The following is a 21,364-nucleotide window of genomic DNA, read 5'->3' as shown; positions in this document are numbered from 1 at the left end:
CAGATGATGTAGGTTCTTGGAATAGCCCCTTCCAGGGGCAAGTCAAAGCCGCCTTCTAAGAAGGCGGATTCTTTACTCACGGTAACAGATACAGATTTTACAAGTGAAATATGGCTTAGAAAAAATGGGTACGGCTTGAGCTACAAAAAATAAAAAACCTCTTTCCATGCAATATGAAAAGAGGTTTTAGTATTGAGCGAAAGCGGCTCCTTCTCTTATATAGACAAAAAAGAGCGGTTATAAAAATAGTCCGCTTATAGCACGATCCAAGTCGCTTTCAGTTCTGTGTATTTGTCGAAGGAGTGCAGAGATTTATCTCGGCCATTACCTGACTGTTTATAGCCACCGAATGGCGCTGTCATGTCGCCACCATCGTAATGGTTGATCCACACCATGCCAGAACGCAGGGCTTTGGCAGTTTTATGGGCCTTGCTAATATTCGATGTCCATACACCAGCGGCTAAACCGTAAATAGTATCGTTGGCGATTGATATCGCCTCTTCCATGCCATTAAATTCAATAACAGATAACACAGGGCCAAAGATTTCTTCACTGGCAATCTTCATCTGGTTGTTTACGTTAGAAAATACCGTTGGCTGCACATACACACCACCTGTGTCGGCCATAACTTGGCAGCCACCGTGGACTAAGGTTGCACCTTCGTCTTTACCCGCTTTAATGTAACTGAGCACTGTGTCTAACTGTTGTTTATCGACAACGGCGCCGCTCACAGTGGCGGGATCGAGTGGATGCCCCGGATGCCATGAGGCTAACTCCTCTGCGATAAGCGCGATAAGCTCATCTTTCACCCCAGATTCCACCAGCAAACGCGAACCTGCGGTGCAGACTTCACCTTGGTTAAAAGCAATGGCTTCGGCCGCAGCTACAGCAGCGGCTTTCAGATCTGGCGCGTCATTAAAGACGATATTGGGGCTCTTGCCTCCCGCCTCTAACCACACGCGTTTCATGTTCGACTCGCCAGCGTAAATCATTAATTGCTTGGCAATTTTGGTGGAACCTGTGAAAACCAGCGTATCCACATCCATATGCAACGCTAAGGCTTTACCCACGGTATGACCAAATCCTGGCAACACGTTTAATACGCCTTGTGGGATCCCAGCTTCAATGGCGAGTTGCGCCATGCGGATAGCCGTTAAGGGTGATTTTTCAGAGGGTTTTAACACTACACTATTACCCGTGGCCAGCGCGGGCCCGAGCTTCCAACACGCCATCAGCATTGGGAAGTTCCACGGAACTATCGCGGCCACAACCCCCACAGGCTCACGGGTGATCATGCCAATTTCATTGTGAGCCGTTGGCGCGAGTTCATCGTAAATTTTATCAATCGCTTCACCAGACCAGCGAATCGCACGGGCAGCCCCCACTACATCCACAGCCTTGGAGAAACGAATTGGTTTACCCATGTCGAGGGTTTCTAACAGCGCGAGTTCATTGGCATTTTCTTCCAGTAACTCGGCGAAACGTATCATCACTTGTTTGCGCTTTACCGGAGATTGCTGCGACCAAACACCAGACTCGAATACACTGCGGCCATTAGCAACCGCAAGATTAGCATCTGCAAGATCGCAACTCGCCACTTTTACCAACAAGCGACCATCAATAGGACTAATACAATCAAAGGTGTTACCCGAAACGGCATCTTGGTATTCGCCATTGATAAACGCCTTACCATTAATAGACAGGCTGGCAGCCAGACTTTCCCATTCGCTACGTTTCTTCGGTGTGCTCATGATGACCTCTTAATAATTCGTATAGGTGTGGTTTATCGTTCATCGACAAGAAAATAGTGGTCTGTGACGACTTTAACGCAAATGCTAAACATCATCACAGTCATAATCCGAGCTTCAGGTTACGCTGTTTAAGCAATAAAATTCAATATTTTTTACAAAAATAGCTTTTTTGCCACAAATAACTGCACACGGCTCTTCCATGTTCATTATTTCTAACATAGCATAGCAAATATTAGCCACCCTAAAACAAGACCTGAAAATACAGGACAAGGTAGACACTATGGCCGATTTGCCGCTCAATTCCTCAAGCGCACCCTCACTTGAACATTTCTGGATGCCTTTTACCGCCAACCGCCAATTCAAAACCAACCCGCGATTACTCACCAAAGCGGAAGGCATGTATTACACGGATATTGATGGTAATAAGGTATTAGATGCCACCGCCGGTTTATGGTGTTGTAACGCAGGCCATGGTCGCAAAGAAATCAGCGAAGCGGTCAGCAAACAAATTAAAGAGATGGACTACGCGCCCTCCTTCCAAATGGGTCATCCTATCGCCTTTGAACTTGCCGAGCGGTTAGTCGAGCTCAGTCCTGAGGGATTGAACAAAGTCTTCTTTACTAACTCAGGTTCTGAGTCCGTCGATACTGCGCTTAAGATGGCACTTTGCTATCACAGAGCCAATGGTCAAGCCTCACGCACCCGCTTTATCGGGCGCGAAATGGGTTACCACGGTGTCGGCTTTGGCGGCATCTCTGTGGGTGGATTAAGCAATAACCGCAAAGCATTTAGCGGCCAATTATTGCAAGGCGTCGATCACTTACCGCACACCTTAGATATCCAAAATGCGGCATTTACCCGTGGACTCTCGCACTTTGGCGCTGAAAAAGCCGAAGTATTAGAACAACTAGTGACCCTGCATGGCGCCGAGAATATTGCCGCCGTGATCGTTGAACCAATGTCAGGCTCAGCAGGGGTGATATTGCCGCCACAAGGTTACTTAAAACGTCTGCGTGAAATCACTAAAAAGCACGGCATCCTACTGATTTTTGACGAAGTCATTACCGCTTTTGGCCGCGTTGGCGCCGCTTTTGCGAGTCAACGTTGGGGCGTTATTCCAGACATGATCACCACTGCTAAAGCCATCAATAACGGCGCCATCCCTATGGGCGCAGTGTTTGTGCAAGATTTTATCCACGACACTTGCATGCAAGGCCCCACAGAACTGATTGAGTTTTTCCACGGTTACACCTATTCAGGTCATCCCGTGGCCGCGGCTGCGGCACTTGCCACCCTATCGATTTATGAGAATGAGCAATTATTCGAACGTAGTTTTGAGCTTGAACGCTACTTTGAAGACGCAGTGCACAGCCTCAAAGGGTTGCCGAATGTGATTGATATCCGCAACACAGGCTTAGTGGCGGGGATTCAATTCACCCCTAACGCTCAAGGCGCGGGTAAACGGGGTTACGGCGTGTTTGAACACTGCTTCCGCCACGGTACTTTAGTGCGAGCCACGGGCGACATTATTGCCATGTCACCACCACTGATTGTCGATAAACGCGAAATTGACCAAATGGTTAATAGCCTAAGCGATGCCATTAACGCCATTGGATAATAGCACCAGCGGTTCGTTCTACTCTCACATTTAACACCCCACTGCGGCGGGGAACTTCAAAGGTTAACTATGCTCAAGATCACTCATTTTGTTAATGGTCAGCACACCCCTGCCAGTACCAGAACCCAAGATATTTTTGAACCTGCCACGGGTGAACTACGTGGCCAAGTCTCACTCGCAAGCGAAACTGAAGTGGGTGAAGCCATCGCAATCGCTAAAACCGCCTTTGAAACCTGGTCGCAAGTCACGCCGCTCAACCGTGCTCGAGTGCTGTTTAAATTCAAAGCCTTAGTCGAGCAGCACCTAGATGAAATGGCGCAGCTTATCACCCGTGAGCACGGCAAAGTGATCGACGATGCTAAGGGCGAGTTGATCCGTGGTCTCGAAGTGGTCGAATTTGCCTGTGGTATTCCGCACTTGCTTAAAGGTGAACACACCCAGCAAGTCGGTGGCGGCGTCGATTCTTGGTCAGTTAATCAAGCTTTAGGTGTTGTCGCAGGCATAGCGCCCTTTAACTTCCCCGTGATGGTTCCCATGTGGATGTTCCCAATCGCGATTGCCTGCGGTAACACCTTTATTATGAAACCCTCGGAAAAAGACCCAAGCTCGGTGATGCGGATTGCCGAGCTGCTTAAAGAAGCGGGTCTTCCCTATGGCGTGTTTAACGTGATAAACGGCGACAAAGAAGCCGTCGATACCTTACTCACCCATAAAGATGTGCAAGCGGTGAGCTTTGTGGGCTCAACGCCGATTGCTGAATACATCTACAGTACAGCCTCTAAACATGGCAAACGCGTGCAAGCCTTAGGCGGCGCGAAAAACCATATGTTACTCATGCCAGATGCAGATTTAGATCAAGCCGTTAGCGCCTTAATGGGTGCCGCTTACGGCAGTGCTGGTGAGCGTTGTATGGCAATTTCAGTCGTACTCGCGGTAGGCGATGTGGGCGACGCGTTAGTGGAAAAACTGCTACCGCAAATCCAAACCTTAAAAGTCGGCAACGGCCTGACGCCAGAGATGGAAATGGGTCCGCTGATCTCAAAACAGCACCTTGCCAAGGTCACCCAATATGTTGAAACCGGTGTGCAAGAAGGTGCAGTGCTGCTGGTCGATGGCCGTAAACTGAGGGTGGAAGAAAATCCACAGGGTTATTTCCTCGGCGCCTGTCTATTCGACCATGTCACGCCTGAAATGAGCATCTACCGCGAAGAAATCTTTGGCCCAGTGCTGGCGATTGTGCGCGTGAAAGATTACCCAACGGCGCTTGAGCTGATTAACCGACACGAATTTGGTAATGGCACGGCGATTTTCACCCAAAGTGGTGAAGCAGCGCGACACTTCTGTCACCACGTGCAAGTCGGTATGGTTGGGGTGAACGTGCCGATCCCGGTGCCGATGGCGTTCCACAGTTTTGGCGGTTGGAAGCGTTCACTGTTTGGGCCGCTGCATATGCATGGCCCCGATGGCGTGCGTTTTTATACCAAGCGTAAGGCAATAACTGCCCGCTGGCCCGTGGGTAAAAAGACTCAAGCCGAGTTTGTGATGCCAACGATGAAATAGCCGAATGTCAGCTCAACAAGGAAATCGCAAATGACTGTGAGTATCAACGCCATTATTCGCTTTGCTACGGCGCAAACACCCGTCGAAACCTATCAGTTACCGGCGGAAAAGTTGTTAGCTGGCAATCCAACTCAAGGGCTAGAGAATCATTATTCTAGCCCTTGTGATCAATTTCACAGTGGAATTTGGCAAAGTGAATCAGGCGCTTGGAAAATAAACTACACTGAATACGAGTACTGCGAAATCCTCGAAGGGATGAGTGTTATCACAGATCTTCAAGGTCAATCGCAGACGTTCACTGTGGGTGACAGGTTTATCATACCCGCGGGTTTTCAAGGCACTTGGGAAGTCGTGGAGCCCTGCCGCAAGGTTTACGTCATTTTCGAACAAAAGTGAGATCAACGAGGCTGATGTTAGCCTCAAAAAAGCTAAATTATCTTAGCAATAACTCGCCATGAGGTCACAGCAACGGGTTTTCCTAGGCTGTTGTTTGGCAAACCAACGGATGCACTGGCGCGATTGAATAACCATGGTCGCCAGTAACACGTCCGAGTCAACAAAGAAAATGGGAGAAATACCGTGCATAATAATCTGAAAAAAAAACGACTGGTACAGCTTGTCGGACTCGCGCTAACCACGACCCTATTCTCCGGCATGGTCGCCGCCGAAGTGACTGGGGAAATTAGTCTTACTAACGACTATCGTTTTCGCGGCGTATCACAAACCGCTGGCGATCCTGCCCTGCAAGGTGGTATCGATTGGAGCTTCGATTCGGGTTTCTCTGTCGGCGCTTGGGCAAGTAACGTGGATTTTGATGAGCCAGATTATAACGGCCCAGCGATCGAATACGATTTCTATGTCGCCTATGGTGGTGAGATCAACGAAGATCTGACCTACGACATCACCCTTAACCGTTATAACTACTCAGGCGAGAGTGATATAGGTTATTTCGAAGTGATTACGGGTATGGAATTTAAGGGCTTTCGCCTAGCCTATTGGTTTACCAATGATTACGGTGGTACTGACTTAGATTATCACTATGGAGAGCTAAACTACTCCTACGAATTTGTTGAAAACTGGAGTATCGATCTGCACTACGGCTATAACGTGGGTGATGCCTTAGATGATGGTGAAGGCTTCGATAGCTACTCAGATTACTCTGTTGGCGTATCGACCGAATTGGCAGGCTTTGGGCTTTCTCTCGCTTGGTTAGGCACAGATCTCAGCGGTGACCAAAAAGTCTCTGACGGTGCATTCAAAAACTCAGATACCGTACTTGCTAGCGTAAGTTACGCATTTTAATTTCGCCTTAGGTTAGATTAACTAAGACACAAAAAAGCCCTCATCATCGAGGGCTTCTTTTTAGCTGTTCAAACAGACTTGACTACCAACTGCGCATTTTATGGCCTTTCACCGCGTAGAAAAGGATGAACAAGTAGCATGGCAACATCACAATATAACCACCCTGCATGCCCATATCTGTCGCCGAACTCATTAACCCCCAAGACACTGGACCAAAGGCGCCACCTGCAATCCCCATGATGAGAAGCGCAGAACCTGTACTGGTCAATTTACCCATACCAGACAAAGCTAGCGGCCACACCGCAGGCCAAACAATCGCATTAGCTAAACCAAGAAAAGCAATCATCAACAAAGTATCGGGCAGCGCCACACCGCCAAAAGGCACTAACAAAACATTAGCAATAGCGTAGGAATTATTGTCGCCAAACAAAATACCGCATGTCAGTAACAAACCCAGAATAGCCGACACCATCAAAGCCTTAGGTTGTGAAATAAAACGAGGAATTAACAGGATACCTAAAGAATAACCCAACACCATACACACCATAGTATAGGAAGTCATAACACCGTATGACTCTATGCCTAAAGACAAAGCAAATGTACCAATGGTATCGCCAGCAATAACCTCTACAGCAACATAAACAAACAGCGCTAACACGCCAAAGGCTAAGTTAGGGTGAGATAATGCCGCTTTAAGTTGCCCTTTATCCGTATTTTCAGCAGCTTCATCTTCATTCAACAACTCCGGTAAAGGTGATTTTTTTACCGCGAGCGCTAATATACCGATAAAAATGGCCATGCCTAAATAGGGGAATACTAAACCGTCAGCCATTTCTTCAATTTGTACTTGAGTTAGCTCAGTACCAATACGGTCTTTAAAGCTGTCTAAAATCAACGCCGAAAACACCAAAGGCGCAATCACACCCGCACCTTTATTCAAAATACCCATCACACTGACACGGGCGGCCGCAGATTCTTCAGGCCCCAAACGCACTACATAAGGGTTAACCGCAGTTTGTAATAGGGTTTGGCCTGCGCCCATCACTAATTGGGCGAAAAGGAATAGGGCAAATATTTGTGTTTCCGCAGCAGGGATAAACAGTAAGCCCGCCAACATCATCACGCCCATGCCTATCGCCATACCATTCTTATAGCCAACTTTGCGAATAAGCCAAGCGGATGGCAAGGCAGTAAAGGTCACTGCAATGTAGAAAGAAAACAGGATCAACGACGCTTGAAAGGGATTGAGTTGCAATATTTGTTTCAAATAAGGCATCAAAGAACCATTCAACCAAGTGGCGAATCCGAGGATGAAAAAGAGAGCGGCCACTATGGCCATGGGGAGAAAGCTGCTTTTCTGCTGGCTTTTATCGAGTGTCATTTCCATAAACCTGCTTCTTATAGTAATTAATTATTTAGGTGATAACGGGGTTTAAATTAATGCCTAAGTTCCCGAATATCCGTATCGCGACTCGTCCGCAATGGCTAATGTTATCATCCAAACGCACCATTGTTTCAGTGATGTTAAAACAAATAACACAAAAAGACAACGCTGTCATTTAATAAATTCTCGCGAATATTCCCTCGTAATTATCGATTGGCCAACTGATAAGTTATAAGTAAGTGATGACTCACATCCAGAAAATAATGTAAAAAAAGCCGCAGACACTGAGTGTGTGCGACTTATCTCAAGCGATTAAGCAAACAGACTAAATCCTGACAAAAATATTGCGGCGATACATCCAATATAAAACCAGCCACTGCACCGCAAGCAAGCTGATAACCGCAGCTAACGCTTGAGCGCTTTCAGGCAAGGCCTGCACTAAGCCGCCAAACACACTTTGAGCGATATATTTCCAATCCACTAAGCTCGACGCTAAGTAAATAATGATGGCGTTCGTGCCTATCACCACGAAGAAAAATGCGGATTTTTGCCACTTAAGCACATCGACTAAGGCATAGAATACCGCCAGCAGTATCATGCTCCAGCCCGACGTCACCAGCACAAATGAACTGGTCCACAGCTCTTTATTGACCGGAATAACAAGATCTAACAGCCAACCTAAGGCTAAGAAAATGCCACCCGCAGCGGCGAGCAATCCCACTTTAGCCCACTCACCTTTAGGATGGGATTTAACAATAAAGTGACCGACAAACACACCCGTTAACGCATTGACTATGGCGGGGATGGTCGACAGTAAACCTTCAGGATCGGGCGTGCGCCCCTGATAACTCACGCCGGGTAATAAAATCGAATCGACATAGGCATTGATGGATTCCGTTGGCGAGAGCACGCCGGCCTGTCCACCAGGGAAAGGCAACCAAAGTTGCATTGCGCCATAACCAAGCAAAATGCCCAAGGCGACGATAATTTGGGTTCGTAGACTCGTGTGCCACACCAATAATGCGGCAAAAAACCATGCAAAGGCGATTCGACCTAACACACTGGCATAGCGAATTTTTTCAGGATCGGCAGGCGCGCCAGTTCCCCAACCGTGATTGTATAAAATGCCCAGTAACAGCAATAAAAAGAGTCGTTTAATCCCGTGACGATACACAGGTAATCGCTCCTTCATAGGTAATTTATCTAAACGTTTAGGGGATAAACCTAAGGCCACACCAGAGAGGAAAATAAACAGCGGAAAAATCAAATCGTAGAAGTGAAAACCATGCCATTGGCTATGGTGCATTTGTTCATCGCCCCATTGCCAACCTGCCCAGCCCGTTAGAATAAGCAAGCCACCAAACAGAGCCTCACCGCCCAAAATCCAAAACATATCGAAGCCGCGCAGTGCATCCAGCGACATCAACCTAGGTTTATTCACCTTTACTGGCGCAATTGCATTTGTCTGTGTCGTCCCCATGCCATCATCCTTTATTATTGTTATTAAAAGCTTTTATAAAAGTTGAGCAAAACTAATACTGTTTAAAATTAGTGCTGTACAATAAAAAAACTTAGCCCCTGTCATCAAAATATGACAAGGGCTATACCCAAGCTACCTGAAGATACGAGTTTCAGAGCGCCTAGGGTGCTTCAATTCAAGGCGCATCAATGAAAGAATGTCGGCCACCTTTTGAATTGATGCAACACGGAAGTGGAGCGCCCTAGGCACTCCGTCCCGGCGGGTTTTAACGCACTTTATACTGCGTTGGTTATTTTTAACTTAGTCCACTAGGTCTGCAAATAGCCGCAATCGCCATGGATGGCGTGAATGCCATTTATGCAGGAGCAATAAATGGCATTGCCTAAAGTGCGTTAAATTCCCGCTGAATCCTGCATTTTCAGGTAGTTTGATTATAGATGTTAAAATCACCTCAACTGTGAAAGCGATTTAAGTACGTCCCCCTATTGCCTGGCCCGCATAAATCGGCCCTGAATAGACTGCCCGTCCCGCAATGTAGTTTGCCTGCACTTTGTTCTGCGCATCGAGCAAAACAAAATCAGCCCTATGTCCCAGTGCTAAACGGCCAGCTTTATGCTCAATCCCGAGGAACTGTGCGGGATATAACGCCGCCATTCTCAAGGCTTCCGCCAAAGGTAAACCTAACAAGTTCACCGTATTATTGACCGCAGTCGCCATATCGAGCACACAACCCGCCAGCTCACCTGTCACAGCATTTAATCTGTCGCCGACTCTCAGCACTTGCGTACCGAAGAGCTCGAAGCTAGTCTCAACGTCCATACCCACAGGCGGCATAGCATCGGTGACTAACATCATTTTGCCCCTCGGTTTTGCCCGTAGTGCGACCTTTGCCGCCGCGGGATGCACATGGTGACCATCGACAATCAAACCACACCAAGCGGTTTCACTCTCAATCGCCGCGCCAACCATGCCCGGCTCGCGGGAACCTAGAGGAGACATCGCATTATAAAGATGAGTAAAGCCCGTCGCGCCTGCCGCTAATGCCGCAACCACAGTATCGTAGTCGGCATTAGAATGACCCAAACACACCTTAACTCCCGAGGCGACAAGCGTGCGGATCACCTCTGGTGACACATTCTCAGGCGCAAGCGTGACCACTTTAATCCCCAGATCTTGACGACAAAATACGGCGAGTTCAGCCTCTGTGATTTCGCGAATAAAGCCCTGTGGATGCACACCTTTTTTAGGTACAGATAAATGTGGTCCTTCAAAATGCACCCCTAAAACGCCAGCGCTACCTTTGACTAAAGCCTCGGCCACAGCATCGGCCGCATTGGCCATCACGCTGACATCATCGGTGATAAGCGTGGGTAAAAAACCTGTCGTACCAAAACGCGCATGGGCACGGCCGATAGTTTCAATGCAATTAACACTCGGATCGGCATTGAATAACGCCCCGCCGCCACCGTTCACTTGCACATCAATAAAACCTGGCACCAGCGTTCCGGCTTGGCGGATTTCCTTCGCGCCAACAACCGTATCAAACGCCAGAATGTGCCCGTCTTCAACAGTCACAGGCACATCTTGATGGAAATATTCACCATCAAAAATACGCTCGGCGATCAAGGTGATTTTCATCGCAAACCTCTTTCAATAAATAACACGAGTGACTTAAGTCTTAAATTAACTGCGCTGGCTTAGCTGAACAGGTTTAATCGTGCAGCTGCTTAATCGCGCAGCTAAAAGTCCGCTAAATCTAATCCGCAGCACCTAAACCTTTAAAACGTTGGCGGCTTAGAGCGTTTGGGTCACTTTTTTAAGGCCTGCAGGTTGATCGGGATCGATACCGCGGGCAATCGCAACCGCTGCCACATCAATATAAAAACGTTGTAACAAGGCCATCGGTGCCACACGAGGGTGAATATCAGTCGAGGTTTGATTCAGATGCACTAAATCGGCGCCACGTTGGCTCACGTTTTCAATTTGTTCAATATGGCTAGCGTAGGATTCATCGCCAATACACACATCGACGATAGTGAGTTTTTTCTCAACTAAAGTGACAGGGCCGTGGAGGAACTCGGCGCTGCTGAACGCTTCGGCATGGATTGAACACACTTCTTTTAGCTTAAGTGCGATTTCCTTCGATACCGCATAACCTAAACCACGGCCAAGTACGACTAAGTTTTTCACGTCGGCAACGGATTCTGGCGTGAGCTGCGGCTCAGCATCCACCGCCGTTTGCAGCGCTTGGGGTAAAGACGCTACGGCGCTAGCGAGCGATTCGCTTTGAGTCCAGGCGGCGGCGAGTTGTAAAATCGCCGACAACGTTGCGAGATAACTCTTAGTCGCAGCAACGGCTTTTTCTTCACCTGCACGTAAAGGCACAACGACATCGACAATATCTTTAATCGGTGCACTTTCATCATTCACTAAGGCAACACAGAAAGCACCGGCATTTTTTGCCATACGCGCCTGCGCCAAAATGTCAGGGCTACGGCCAGATTGTGAAATCACAATGACTAACGCGCCTTCGAGTTTCAAGGTTTTACCATACACACTCGCCACTGAAGGTGCGGCGGCGAAGGTCGGTACACCCGATTCAATTTCAAATAAGTATTTAGCGAACACTCCCGCATGATCCGATGAGCCGCGACCTACTATCATCACAAAACGAGGGGCGAAGGCGCGCAGTTTCTCACCTAACTGCTGCATGATGTCAGCGTTAGCTTCTAATTGACCCGCAATTTTTTGCGGTGCAGTGCGTGCTTCTTGTTCCATAATAGTGTTTGTCATGTCTTTTACCTTCACGTTCAAATACAGGATTTGGCTTCAGTGCCTATGTGCACTGACAACGACTTATTAAATTCTTGCTGGGCGAAATACATAGCACCGAGTTCGGGTGGTGCTAAGGTTTCTGAAATCTTAGCGACCACATCGGTACCGAGCCAAGCTTGTAAAGGCTCAGCAAGACCACCGATCATAGAAAAACGCACCGGATTTAGGCTAAATAACTTACGCGCCATTTCGCTAATATAATCAGCCCCCTCTTGTACGATAGCAGTCGCTACCGCGTCACCTTCATTGGCACAATCGAGTACGCTTCTGGCTAATGCGGCGTAGCAACTTGATGATTTACCCGCTAGATTTTCGACAATGCCGAGCGCATCGGTGACACCAAACTCATTCAACAGCATATCGGTTAATCGAGTTGGTACGGCAAAGCCATCGAGTGCTAACAACACGTGTTCGGCAGCTTTTAATCCCAGCCAAGCACCGCTGCCCTTATCGCCCAATGCAAAACCATAACCACCAATACTCAAGCTGGTATCGCCAACATGGGCATAACCGCAAGAGCCAGTACCCGTAATGATCACCGCGCCATCGGCACCGCGGTGCGCACCAATACAAGCCGTATGCAAATCGGTAGTGACATACATGGCCGCAAAAGGATGCTGCCAGTTGATCACGTCTTGATATAACCTAGGGACATTTACGCCAGCAAGACCAAGACCCGCCACCAGCAAGTGACTATCGCTCTCGTTCATGCCCGCATCCAGCAACGCCAGGCGAGTCGATGCTTCAATGGATTCAAATGTTTGTGTGAGACCATGCAGTGGATTTGCGCGTCCAGCAACACCTGTCCCTAAAACGGTACCGTCTGCGCAGTAGATGGTGGCGCGACATTTACTGCCGCCGCCATCTACACCTATAAACAGTGGTTGATCTTTTGTCTGGACTAACCCCATGACACCCCTCTTCACCTATCAATGCAGCGCTACCGTTGCTTATTATTTGCCGTTAATACAGCGCTCAACTTTAGTTAACTCAATGTTACAGCAAGAATGACAGCGTTGTCATTTATTTTTTAAGGCTATTCTTCATCTAAAATAAAATTTCGGAAATCACTGACACAGAAAAACAAAAAGGCTGTATTTTATCTTTAAAATACAGCCAGATATAAAAAAGATTTAGTTAACGATTAAACTTCGGCCTTTACGAATACCATCGGCAGCTATGGCGCGGATCTCAATCGGTGCAGTAACCGCCAATCCCGCTTGATAAGCTTGCCATTGGCCATTGAGGCTTCGGTATTCGAGTTTAAGCCCGGGATAGGCGATATTAGCAAACAGTTTACCGTCACGGATCTCGGCGCCGACCGTCGGTACGCGATAATCAATCCCCGCTTTATCTAGCTTGATAAACTCTTTGTGGCCCAAGGTATTCGCAAGTTGTTGCCACTCCTTTGCCTGTGCATCACGCATGGCTAAGGTAAAAGCCCCAGAGCTTTGGTTATACACAGCGCCTTGATACTGATAAGGCACTTCCCACGCAGCTTGATGCCAAGCACGCTCAGCCAGCATCAACAAACGCGGAAACACCATGTATTCAATCGTATCGTCACTGCGAATCGACTCACTCCAAACCTGCCCTTGCAAGCCAGTAAAGGGTTTGTCTTTCTCCCTTGGACCAGAGACTTTTTTACCCGCCTCATCAAGTTTTATTCTGTCATCCGCTTCGAATGGCTGATTTTCAATATCGGTCCATTGCTCGGCGTTAGCGGCTAAATTATCAGGCATAAAGCTAAAGACTTTATGGCTATTGGTCGCGCGGCTCGCCCAGTAATAGCCATGCTCTTTAGGATCGGCCTCATAGGGGAAGTCAAAGTACAATACCTCAGGATTAGAGAGCACCGTTTCCCAGCCGAGATTCGCCTGCTGATTGGCGCGCGAATGACCTTTGTGGGCAATCACATCCCAAATATTAGACTGCACTTTAGCGGGCATATTCTCAGGGCGAACATGGCTCATACCATCGCTCCATCCTGCTGCTTCAATGCCTTTTGCCGCTAACATAGTCGAAATTCGTTCAATAAAATAAGCGCCTAAGTCATCTATCGACTTAACGCCTTTATCGTTATTGGCGACAAATGCTAAACACTGCGGAGATTGTTTCCAAGCTCCCGCCGTTTCATCGGCACCAATGTGGTAACGCGTCAATGGTTGACCCGCGGCTTGGTGTAACTTGGCAATTTCATCAATCACTTTATCGACAAAGTGATAAGTCGACTCCATACACACGTTAAGCGTGTTGTCGTCGTAATATTGCACTGAAGAATAAACCGTTTTGTCGTTTGCATCGGATAACAAATATTGCTCAGCTACAGTGGTTTTCCCTTCAGCTTGCAATTGACGAGCGCCCGCATCTAACGCTTTTACCGCTGTGCTAGCTTGATTTGCCATTTCCTGCACGGGGACAACCTGCACTTTGCCCGTGTTTTTAAGCTCTACGTCTTCAGCCTGTAATCGACGAAAACGCGCATCCATCGCTTTAATCGCGGCGCGGCTATGACCCGGCATATCCATCGATGGGATCACTTGAATTTGACGCGCCTCGGCATATTTCACTATGTCGATATAATCTTGTTTGGTGTAATAGCCATTGACACTTGTATCGCCAAACGGTCCACTGCCTAACTGCGGTAATAAGCAGGTATTTTCATCTAAATCATGGCAACGTTTACTGCCAATGTCGGTTAATTCAGGCAGACCATCGATTTCTAAACGCCAACCTTCATCGTCAGCCATGTGTAAATGCAGTTTATTGAGCTTATAAGCCGCCATTTGGTCGAGCAAATCCAGCAACAATTGTTTGCTGTGGAAATTACGTGCCACATCAATGTGCATACCACGGAACGGATAACGTGGGCTGTCTTCAATGGTCATGGCATTCACTTTCAGCGAATTCACATCCACAAGGCTTGCTAATGATGACAAACCGTAAGAGAAGCCCGCCGCATCATTGGCAGCGATCACAATTTCAGTTGGCTGAATATCTAAGCGATAACTGCCCTCATTCCCTTTTTGGCTGGCAAATTTCACCGTAATACCACTAGCAGATTCAGCCACACCCAGGCGAGCTAAACGCGCCACCGCTGCCGCAACTTGACTCTTTTGCTCTGGGTTATCTTGCTGATATTCGAGCTTAATACCACCAGCAAGGGATACTGGTGTATCGGTTGAATGGACCTTCACCTTTTGTGGCGTTGGGATGATGGTATCCACAGCCAAGGCAGCATCTTCACTCACGCTTTGATTAGCTTTAAATAATTGCGCGGCATCGGCTGGCGCGAGTTTATCCGTTTCAGTGCGTTGATATTGGGTTTTAAAATTCGTAAACCCTTCAACATACGGACGCGTCTCTAAACCCGTTTCGGCATCTTTACCCACTTGAGTGCTGGCGACAATGACGGGTTCTAATCCTTTTGCTGCGAGGTAATAGTTTGGCATAGCGTCGGTTTCAGCCAATTGCCACGGCTCACCACGGAATGTCAGTTGCTTTTTCTCGCCCTTAACAAATCCCTTAAAAGCGGCCGTTGGCGTAATACGATGTAAATCGCCTTTAACGTGCGTTATCGTCAATTCACCGCTTTCAACCGATTGCACTGGGCGCATTTGGCTTAAATAAATTTCCCAATCTTGGCTGGCTAAATCCACACCGGGCACGAAATCAATTTGAGTGACAAAACAGCGACCATCGGCTTTATCTTTTAGGCACTTATCGTCTGGCACATTGGTCACAACACGGTAAGTTACGACTAACGAATCCCCGAGTTGTTGTAACTGCGCTTGAGTTAATGCGTCCTGAGCTTGCAGTGTTTGAACCACAGCCTTATCGGCTGACGCTGCGGAAGGCATCACAGGCGCCTCGGAACAAGCCGTTAATCCTAAAGCCAGTAAAATGGCGCTTGCTGAAAGTGTTTTATTCATGATTATCCTTATCTAGCTCCAGAAATGGCTATAATCTGAAGGAAGTTACTAACGTCCGCAGTCTTTCCCCTTGGTGAAACAGTCGCTCGCTCGAGTGCGCTAAGTGCTCGCTATCGAGTGAGGCTGAACCTGAGACATTGGCAAGATCATTTAACGTACGAGAAATCGCTTCGGTGACGCAGGTTTGCTCCTGTGCCGCATGGGAAACTTCGATGTTCATATTACTGATATTTGAGACTAAATCAGTCACTTTAGTAAGCACTAACTTAATTTCTTCCGAGCGATTCACGCCCTGAGTTGAGAGGGCTTGGCTTGCTTTCATCACAGTGACTGTTTCGGCCACTCGGCTCTGGACCTGCTGGATCATCTTCTGGATCTCACCAGTTGCCTGTTGGGTTCGGCTCGCCAGCGTACGCACTTCGTCGGCAACCACAGCAAAACCGCGCCCTTGTTCACCCGCCCTCGCCGCTTCAATCGCAGCATTAAGCGCCAGTAAGTTGGTCTGTTCAGCAATACTGTTGATGACTACAACGACTTCATCAATCTTTTGCGTTTCTTGCTGTAACTGTGAAACGAACAATGCCGAGCGAGCTAATTCAGATGCCAGTTTACGAGTAATGTCTAATCCCGAATCGAACTGACGCTGACTGTCATCGACCGCTTTATCGGCCTGACTCGCCGCGTCCGCGGTGCGTTTCGCATTAATGGCGACTTCATTGGCACTGGCGCTCAGCTGAGTTACAGCCGTCACTGCCGCCTCGGTTTCTTTTAATTGGGTTTGCACGCGATCATTATTGGTTTGCGACAGTGACCCCAGCGCTTTGGCATCACCCAGTAATTGCCCTGAGGTTTCGTGCACTCTGGAAATCGTGCCGTGAATTTGCTCAACAAAACCATTAAATGCCTTGGCAAGCTGACCAATCTCATCCTGACTCTCAACGGGTAATCTGTGGCATAAATCGCCGTCACCGCTGGCAATTTCTTCCATAGCACGGACCACATTCCCAAGTGGATTAATCACTAAACGTTTAAGAATAATGAAGATAACAAATAAACTGCCACCGAGAATTAACAACGCCTGCAAGAAATAACCTAAGAGTAAATCTGACAACTGAGCGCGAATAGGCAACATAGAAAACTGAATAGCCAATTGGCCCGTTGGGTTACCTTGATCAGCAAATTGAATTTCACGTTTCACTAGATACTCATCGGCCACTGTTTGAGCCTGTTGACTCTCGGCTAACACTTTACCGCGATGGTCACTCACGACAATATGATAAATTTGCGCAGATTTAAGCATCACAGATAGCACTGCACGGATCTGCTCATAGTCGTAGGTGAAGATGGGCTGCGCCATAGTGACTTGCAAATTGGCGACGGTATTTTCTTCGAACTCAGTTTCACTGGCGGCCAATTTATCGCTCGCCAACCAGTAAGATGCACCGAACAGAACGCTAACAATCATAAAAATCGCTGCCGCTAATCCAATCTGTACTTTTAAGGCTAATGTTTTCATTATTTTGCACCTTGCATACTAAAAAGATCTAACCATAATTCTGTGCGTTCTATTGGTGTTAATGGACTTAAATCAGGTGTATCAAGACGGATAATCACCCTTTGTTCAAACTTAGCCTCACGGTACAGCTGCTCAATTTTAAGCTCGCGATTAAACATCTCATCAAAAGAGCCGTCGCTTACCATACTTTCAAGCCCGGCTAAAATGGCCGCAGCAAGTTCGGGGCGCTTAGGGGAAACAAAGAAATAAGCTGGCGAGCGATATTGCAGCAGGATATGGCTATCGACCTTAAGTGCGGGATCGGGGTGATTTGCGAGTTCTTCGCCAATTTCCTGGGCGCCGAGGGCAAGATAATCGAAACGCCCGCCTTCTAACATGGGGTATAAATTGGTGTACTGATAGCTAGTGACGACGGGTAATCCATTGGCTTCTAAAATCGTGGCATCGGGCCAATAACGATTTTGCCCCGCCTTTAACTGCCTAAAATCCGCCATGGTTTTCACATTAGCAAATCGTGCCTCATCCGATTTACGGATAATCAGCAGCCGATTACCGAGTAACCCTTTAAACAATGGAATGCGCACGGGAAGCACTGTTTCTTCCAATTCTTTTGAGGTCATGCTCCAAAACACGTCGACAGTCCCAGCGAGTGCTTCTTCAACCTTGCGCTTTTGATTCATTTGAGTCGACATTTCTTGCGCTTGATAACCCGAATCCGAGCGCCGCAGTGCTTCATCAAGTAACTTTAGCAACCATTCCTGCTGTATCGCGGTGGTGATTGTTTTTGAAACCTGTGCAGACGATTTAGACACATCAGAATTTGAAGCTAAATTATTTGTGGCTGTGTCGGCAGCAAATACAGCAAAAGAGGAAAATGCCGAAAAAAACGCTAATGCTATTATAAACAGGGGGATGCAAACCGTTCTTCTTGTCATGATGAGTGCGACATGGCCTATGACACTCGACATGCCAATTGCAATGACACGCATCGCAGCCGTTAAATGAATCGCCATAAATTGCAGCCTCTTTTATTATCTGGTTTATACCAGTGAGTTTTATTTATCTATGCCGCTAACGTTCAAGTGCTGAGGTAGGCAGTTGAGTAATACCGTAAAAACATCCTAAAAAAATGGCTGGGCACTGCTTACAGTACCCAGCCCACGCTAGTTTCTGGGGAGAGACTATCAAAATATCAAAGACAAACGTATCGCCGCCCGACAGCAATACTCCTGCCAAACACATGATAAGGAGACCTCATCCTCTCATGCAGACCTTACAAACAACGCGTCACACAAGCAGATGACAGCGTTGTCATTATTAAAGTACACAAGAAAGAACAGGATTTCTACATTTTTTTGACAATTATTGTTATTTTTTATGAATAGACATAATTAATGCAAATTATTCAAATACTTAAAATGTTTATTTTATTTATTCAAGCTTATGTGACAACGCTGCCTTTCATTGATAACATAGCGATAACATGACAAAGATCACGGTAGCTATTGATGAATCCCATTAACACACTTGTGCCCAATAATACCCAGCCTGCTCCGCGCTTAAATCGGTATTACCTAAACCTCAGTTTGGTATTACTACTCTGTGGAGCTTGGTTATTTTGGGCGAACCATTTTCATTCGCTATTTGATCTTATCCAAGAATATGGACGCTTCGTTTTTCTAGGAATCACAGGAGCGATATTTGCAAACTCGACGGGAGCTGGCGGTGGAGTCATCTTTATTCCGGTATTTTCGAGCCTCAACTTTAGTGAGTCTCAAAGTGTCTCGACTTCATTTATGATCCAATGCTTTGGCATGACAGCAGGCGCGATTTCATGGTCACTGCATTATAAAAAGCACCACCGAGAAGATGATGCATGGTCTGGTTTTGTAAAAGCATCATTACTTACCGCCTTCTTTTCTGTCTTAGGTTTCTGGAGTAGCCAATTACTACAACTCAATTCGCCCTCTTCGCTACACACCAGCTTTAGCATTTTCTCGATAGTGCTTGGTATCGCCATCATTATCAGTAGCAAAAGTAGCACACAAATCACTCGCTCTATAATGCCGGTCGATTTTCTTTGGCTCGCTCTCATTGGCTATTTCGGAGGTATTATCACAGCTTGGTTATCGGTAGGCGTTGGTGAATTAGTCGTCATTTATCTCATGATAAGGGGACTATGCGCCAAAATGGCGGTCGCCACTGGCGTTGTTGTTTCTGCGATTACAGTCTGGTCAGCAAGCCCTATCCATATTTTTTCAACAAATAGCCATGCCCTCTTTGAGCTAGTGTTATTCGCAGGCCCTGGCGCTATTATCGGAGGATTACTCGCTCGTAAATTAGCGCTCTTTCTCCCTGTAAAAGTATTAAAACTCTTTTTCTCCATTTGGATCATTTTGACGGGTAGCGTCATGTTGGCGAGTTAATAGGAAACATTAAGATGAATAATTCTCCGCTAAAAAGTATCACGATTGTCGGTGGCGGTAGCACAGGCTGGATGACGGCTCTCTACTTGAGTAAGTTATATAACCACTCATCTAATATCATAGATATTAGACTTATCGAAAGTAAAGAAATTGGTATTATTGGCGTTGGTGAAGCTACCGTTCATAGTCTACGATTCTTCTTTGCAGCTATGGGATTAGATGAAAATGAGCTACTTAGAGAAACAAACGCAACATTAAAGACCGGCATATTATTTCGTAACTGGATGAAACCAGTCGATGGTAAAATGCATGAATATTTCCATCCATTTGAGCAACAAAAACCATCTGGAAAAATTGATAATGCAAGTGCTTGGATTTTAAATAATCAGATTAATGAATCAAACAGCACTTCCTTTGCTGAAGCAACAAGCCTTTCATTTAGTTTAATGAGAAATAACTTAAGTCCTAAAACACAATACTTGAATCAATATCAAGGTATTGTCCCCTATGGTTACCACTTAGACGCGACACTTATCGCGGCCTTTTTAAAGCGCAAAGCCACCCAAGCAGGGGTAGAGCATGTTGAAGCAAATGTAACGGACGTTCTGGTTAATGATGGCAACATCACAGAGGTTGTAACTGACCAAGGCTTATTCAAGAGTGACATATTTATCGACTGCACAGGCTTTAAAGGGTTTTTAATTCAAAGCCTAAAGAATGATAATTGGCAATCATTTGAAACCGAATTACCTTGCAATAAAGCCGTTGCAATGCAGCGGGAATATCTGCCTCACCAGCAACCAAGAGCCTATACGACAGCAACAGCACTTAGTCATGGTTGGGCTTGGGAAATTGACCTAACGAATCGTCAAGGAACGGGTTATGTCTACGATGGACATAGTCTAACGAGGGAGCAAGCTGAGGCTGAATTAAAAGCTTATCTTGGCGATGAACAAGAGATCATAAGAACTGTTCACTTAGATATGAAGATAGGTTGTAGACGTGAATTTTGGGTTGGAAATTGTATTGCAATGGGGCTCGCAGGTGGATTTATTGAACCCTTAGAATCGACAGGCTTGCATCTTATAAACTTAGGAGCAAGATTGCTAGCGACGCATTTAACTTCATCTAATCCCTCCCAAGCGATAAGGACGTCATATAATATCGCAATGAACGGATTGTATACCGATCTTAGACAATTTATCGTACTTCATTACTGTTTAACTGATAGAGATGATAATGAATTTTGGCAAAAAGCTGCACAAAGCTCAGCATTCATACCTGCTCTAGAACAAAAAATGACACTATGGAAAGACAAGGTTTGTGAGTATGTCGATCTTGCCAATGGATATAGTTCAGTTTTTACAGATGAGAATTATCGATACGTACTTTATGGTATGCAGCATATTCCTGAAATTCATATACCTTGTCCCAAAAATGAAATATCAAGAATACTCGACAACTTAAAAACACAACAGTTTAGAGCAAAAGAGCAATCTTTATCACATCAAGAATTCTTAGCGAAAATTAAAAATATTTAAAATAATGAAGAGCAAGATT

At 46.5% G+C, this 21,364-nt stretch carries 15 protein-coding genes; 6 read left to right on the top strand and 9 right to left on the bottom strand.

What is annotated here, in order from left to right; all coding sequences use genetic code 11:
• Positions 1 to 254: 254 nt before the first annotated feature.
• The gene (locus GWI56_RS20785; protein ID WP_198573944.1) at positions 255 to 1,751 is read right to left on the bottom strand and encodes an aldehyde dehydrogenase; all 1,497 of its coding nucleotides are present in this window, start codon (positions 1,749 to 1,751) and stop codon (positions 255 to 257) included.
• A 280-nt stretch (positions 1,752 to 2,031) separates the two neighbouring features.
• Between GWI56_RS20785 and GWI56_RS20780 the strand changes: the two genes are divergently transcribed.
• The 4 genes from GWI56_RS20780 (at position 2,032) to GWI56_RS20765 (ending at position 6,231) form a co-directional block, all read left to right on the top strand.
• A complete protein-coding gene (locus GWI56_RS20780) occupies positions 2,032 to 3,369 on the top strand; it encodes an aspartate aminotransferase family protein (RefSeq protein ID WP_173496290.1) in 1,338 nt (445 codons plus the stop codon).
• 69 nt (positions 3,370 to 3,438) lie between these two features.
• Positions 3,439 to 4,929, top strand: a complete 1,491-nt coding sequence (locus GWI56_RS20775) for a CoA-acylating methylmalonate-semialdehyde dehydrogenase (RefSeq protein WP_198573943.1) — start codon at positions 3,439 to 3,441, stop codon at positions 4,927 to 4,929.
• Between the two features lie 30 nt (positions 4,930 to 4,959).
• Complete coding sequence (locus GWI56_RS20770) at positions 4,960 to 5,325, top strand: cupin domain-containing protein (protein WP_198573942.1); 366 nt, start codon at positions 4,960 to 4,962, stop codon at positions 5,323 to 5,325.
• Between the two features lie 183 nt (positions 5,326 to 5,508).
• The gene (locus GWI56_RS20765; RefSeq protein ID WP_198573941.1) at positions 5,509 to 6,231 is read left to right on the top strand and encodes a TorF family putative porin; all 723 of its coding nucleotides are present in this window, start codon (positions 5,509 to 5,511) and stop codon (positions 6,229 to 6,231) included.
• 82 nt (positions 6,232 to 6,313) lie between these two features.
• On the opposite strand, the gene GWI56_RS20760 is transcribed toward GWI56_RS20765, so the two are convergent.
• The 8 genes from GWI56_RS20760 to GWI56_RS20725 form a co-directional block, all read right to left on the bottom strand.
• Complete coding sequence (locus GWI56_RS20760; protein ID WP_105252977.1) at positions 6,314 to 7,612, bottom strand: sugar MFS transporter; 1,299 nt, start codon at positions 7,610 to 7,612, stop codon at positions 6,314 to 6,316.
• Positions 7,613 to 7,940: 328 nt separating this feature from the next.
• A complete protein-coding gene (locus GWI56_RS20755) occupies positions 7,941 to 9,095 on the bottom strand; it encodes a DUF5009 domain-containing protein (RefSeq protein WP_198573940.1) in 1,155 nt (384 codons plus the stop codon).
• Positions 9,096 to 9,563: 468 nt separating this feature from the next.
• Positions 9,564 to 10,733, bottom strand: coding sequence for an N-acetylglucosamine-6-phosphate deacetylase (gene nagA, locus GWI56_RS20750; protein WP_198573939.1), 1,170 nt, complete (start codon positions 10,731 to 10,733; stop codon positions 9,564 to 9,566).
• Positions 10,734 to 10,889: 156 nt separating this feature from the next.
• Positions 10,890 to 11,888 carry an SIS domain-containing protein gene (locus GWI56_RS20745; protein ID WP_198573938.1) on the bottom strand — a complete coding sequence of 333 codons (999 nt, stop codon included), beginning with the start codon at positions 11,886 to 11,888 and terminating at the stop codon, positions 10,890 to 10,892.
• Positions 11,889 to 11,905: 17 nt separating this feature from the next.
• Positions 11,906 to 12,841 carry a BadF/BadG/BcrA/BcrD ATPase family protein gene (locus tag GWI56_RS20740; RefSeq protein ID WP_198573937.1) on the bottom strand — a complete coding sequence of 312 codons (936 nt, stop codon included), beginning with the start codon at positions 12,839 to 12,841 and terminating at the stop codon, positions 11,906 to 11,908.
• Positions 12,842 to 13,063: 222 nt separating this feature from the next.
• Complete coding sequence (locus tag GWI56_RS20735; RefSeq protein ID WP_198573936.1) at positions 13,064 to 15,862, bottom strand: family 20 glycosylhydrolase; 2,799 nt, start codon at positions 15,860 to 15,862, stop codon at positions 13,064 to 13,066.
• Positions 15,863 to 15,890: 28 nt separating this feature from the next.
• Entirely contained in the window at positions 15,891 to 17,378 is a 1,488-nt protein-coding gene (locus tag GWI56_RS20730; RefSeq protein WP_168823518.1) for a methyl-accepting chemotaxis protein, read from the bottom strand.
• Positions 17,378 to 18,391, bottom strand: a complete 1,014-nt coding sequence (locus tag GWI56_RS20725) for a transporter substrate-binding domain-containing protein (protein ID WP_131525463.1) — start codon at positions 18,389 to 18,391, stop codon at positions 17,378 to 17,380. The genes GWI56_RS20730 and GWI56_RS20725 overlap by 1 nt, the downstream gene beginning before the upstream one ends.
• A 495-nt stretch (positions 18,392 to 18,886) precedes the next feature.
• Between GWI56_RS20725 and GWI56_RS20720 the strand changes: the two genes are divergently transcribed.
• Together GWI56_RS20720 and GWI56_RS20715 are read left to right on the top strand one after the other, a co-directional pair.
• Positions 18,887 to 19,804 (top strand): sulfite exporter TauE/SafE family protein, encoded by a 918-nt coding sequence (locus GWI56_RS20720; RefSeq protein WP_198573935.1) that lies wholly within the window; start codon positions 18,887 to 18,889, stop codon positions 19,802 to 19,804.
• A 14-nt stretch (positions 19,805 to 19,818) separates the two neighbouring features.
• Positions 19,819 to 21,345, top strand: coding sequence for a tryptophan halogenase family protein (locus GWI56_RS20715; RefSeq protein WP_198573934.1), 1,527 nt, complete (start codon positions 19,819 to 19,821; stop codon positions 21,343 to 21,345).
• The last annotated feature ends 19 nt before the right edge of the window (positions 21,346 to 21,364 follow it).

This window comes from Shewanella sp. DW31 (assembly GCF_015767295.1).
GTDB classification, from domain to species: domain Bacteria; phylum Pseudomonadota; class Gammaproteobacteria; order Enterobacterales; family Shewanellaceae; genus Shewanella; species Shewanella oncorhynchi.
The sequence above is the reverse complement of the archived record's forward strand: the minus strand, read 5'-3'. Positions and strand labels throughout refer to the sequence as shown.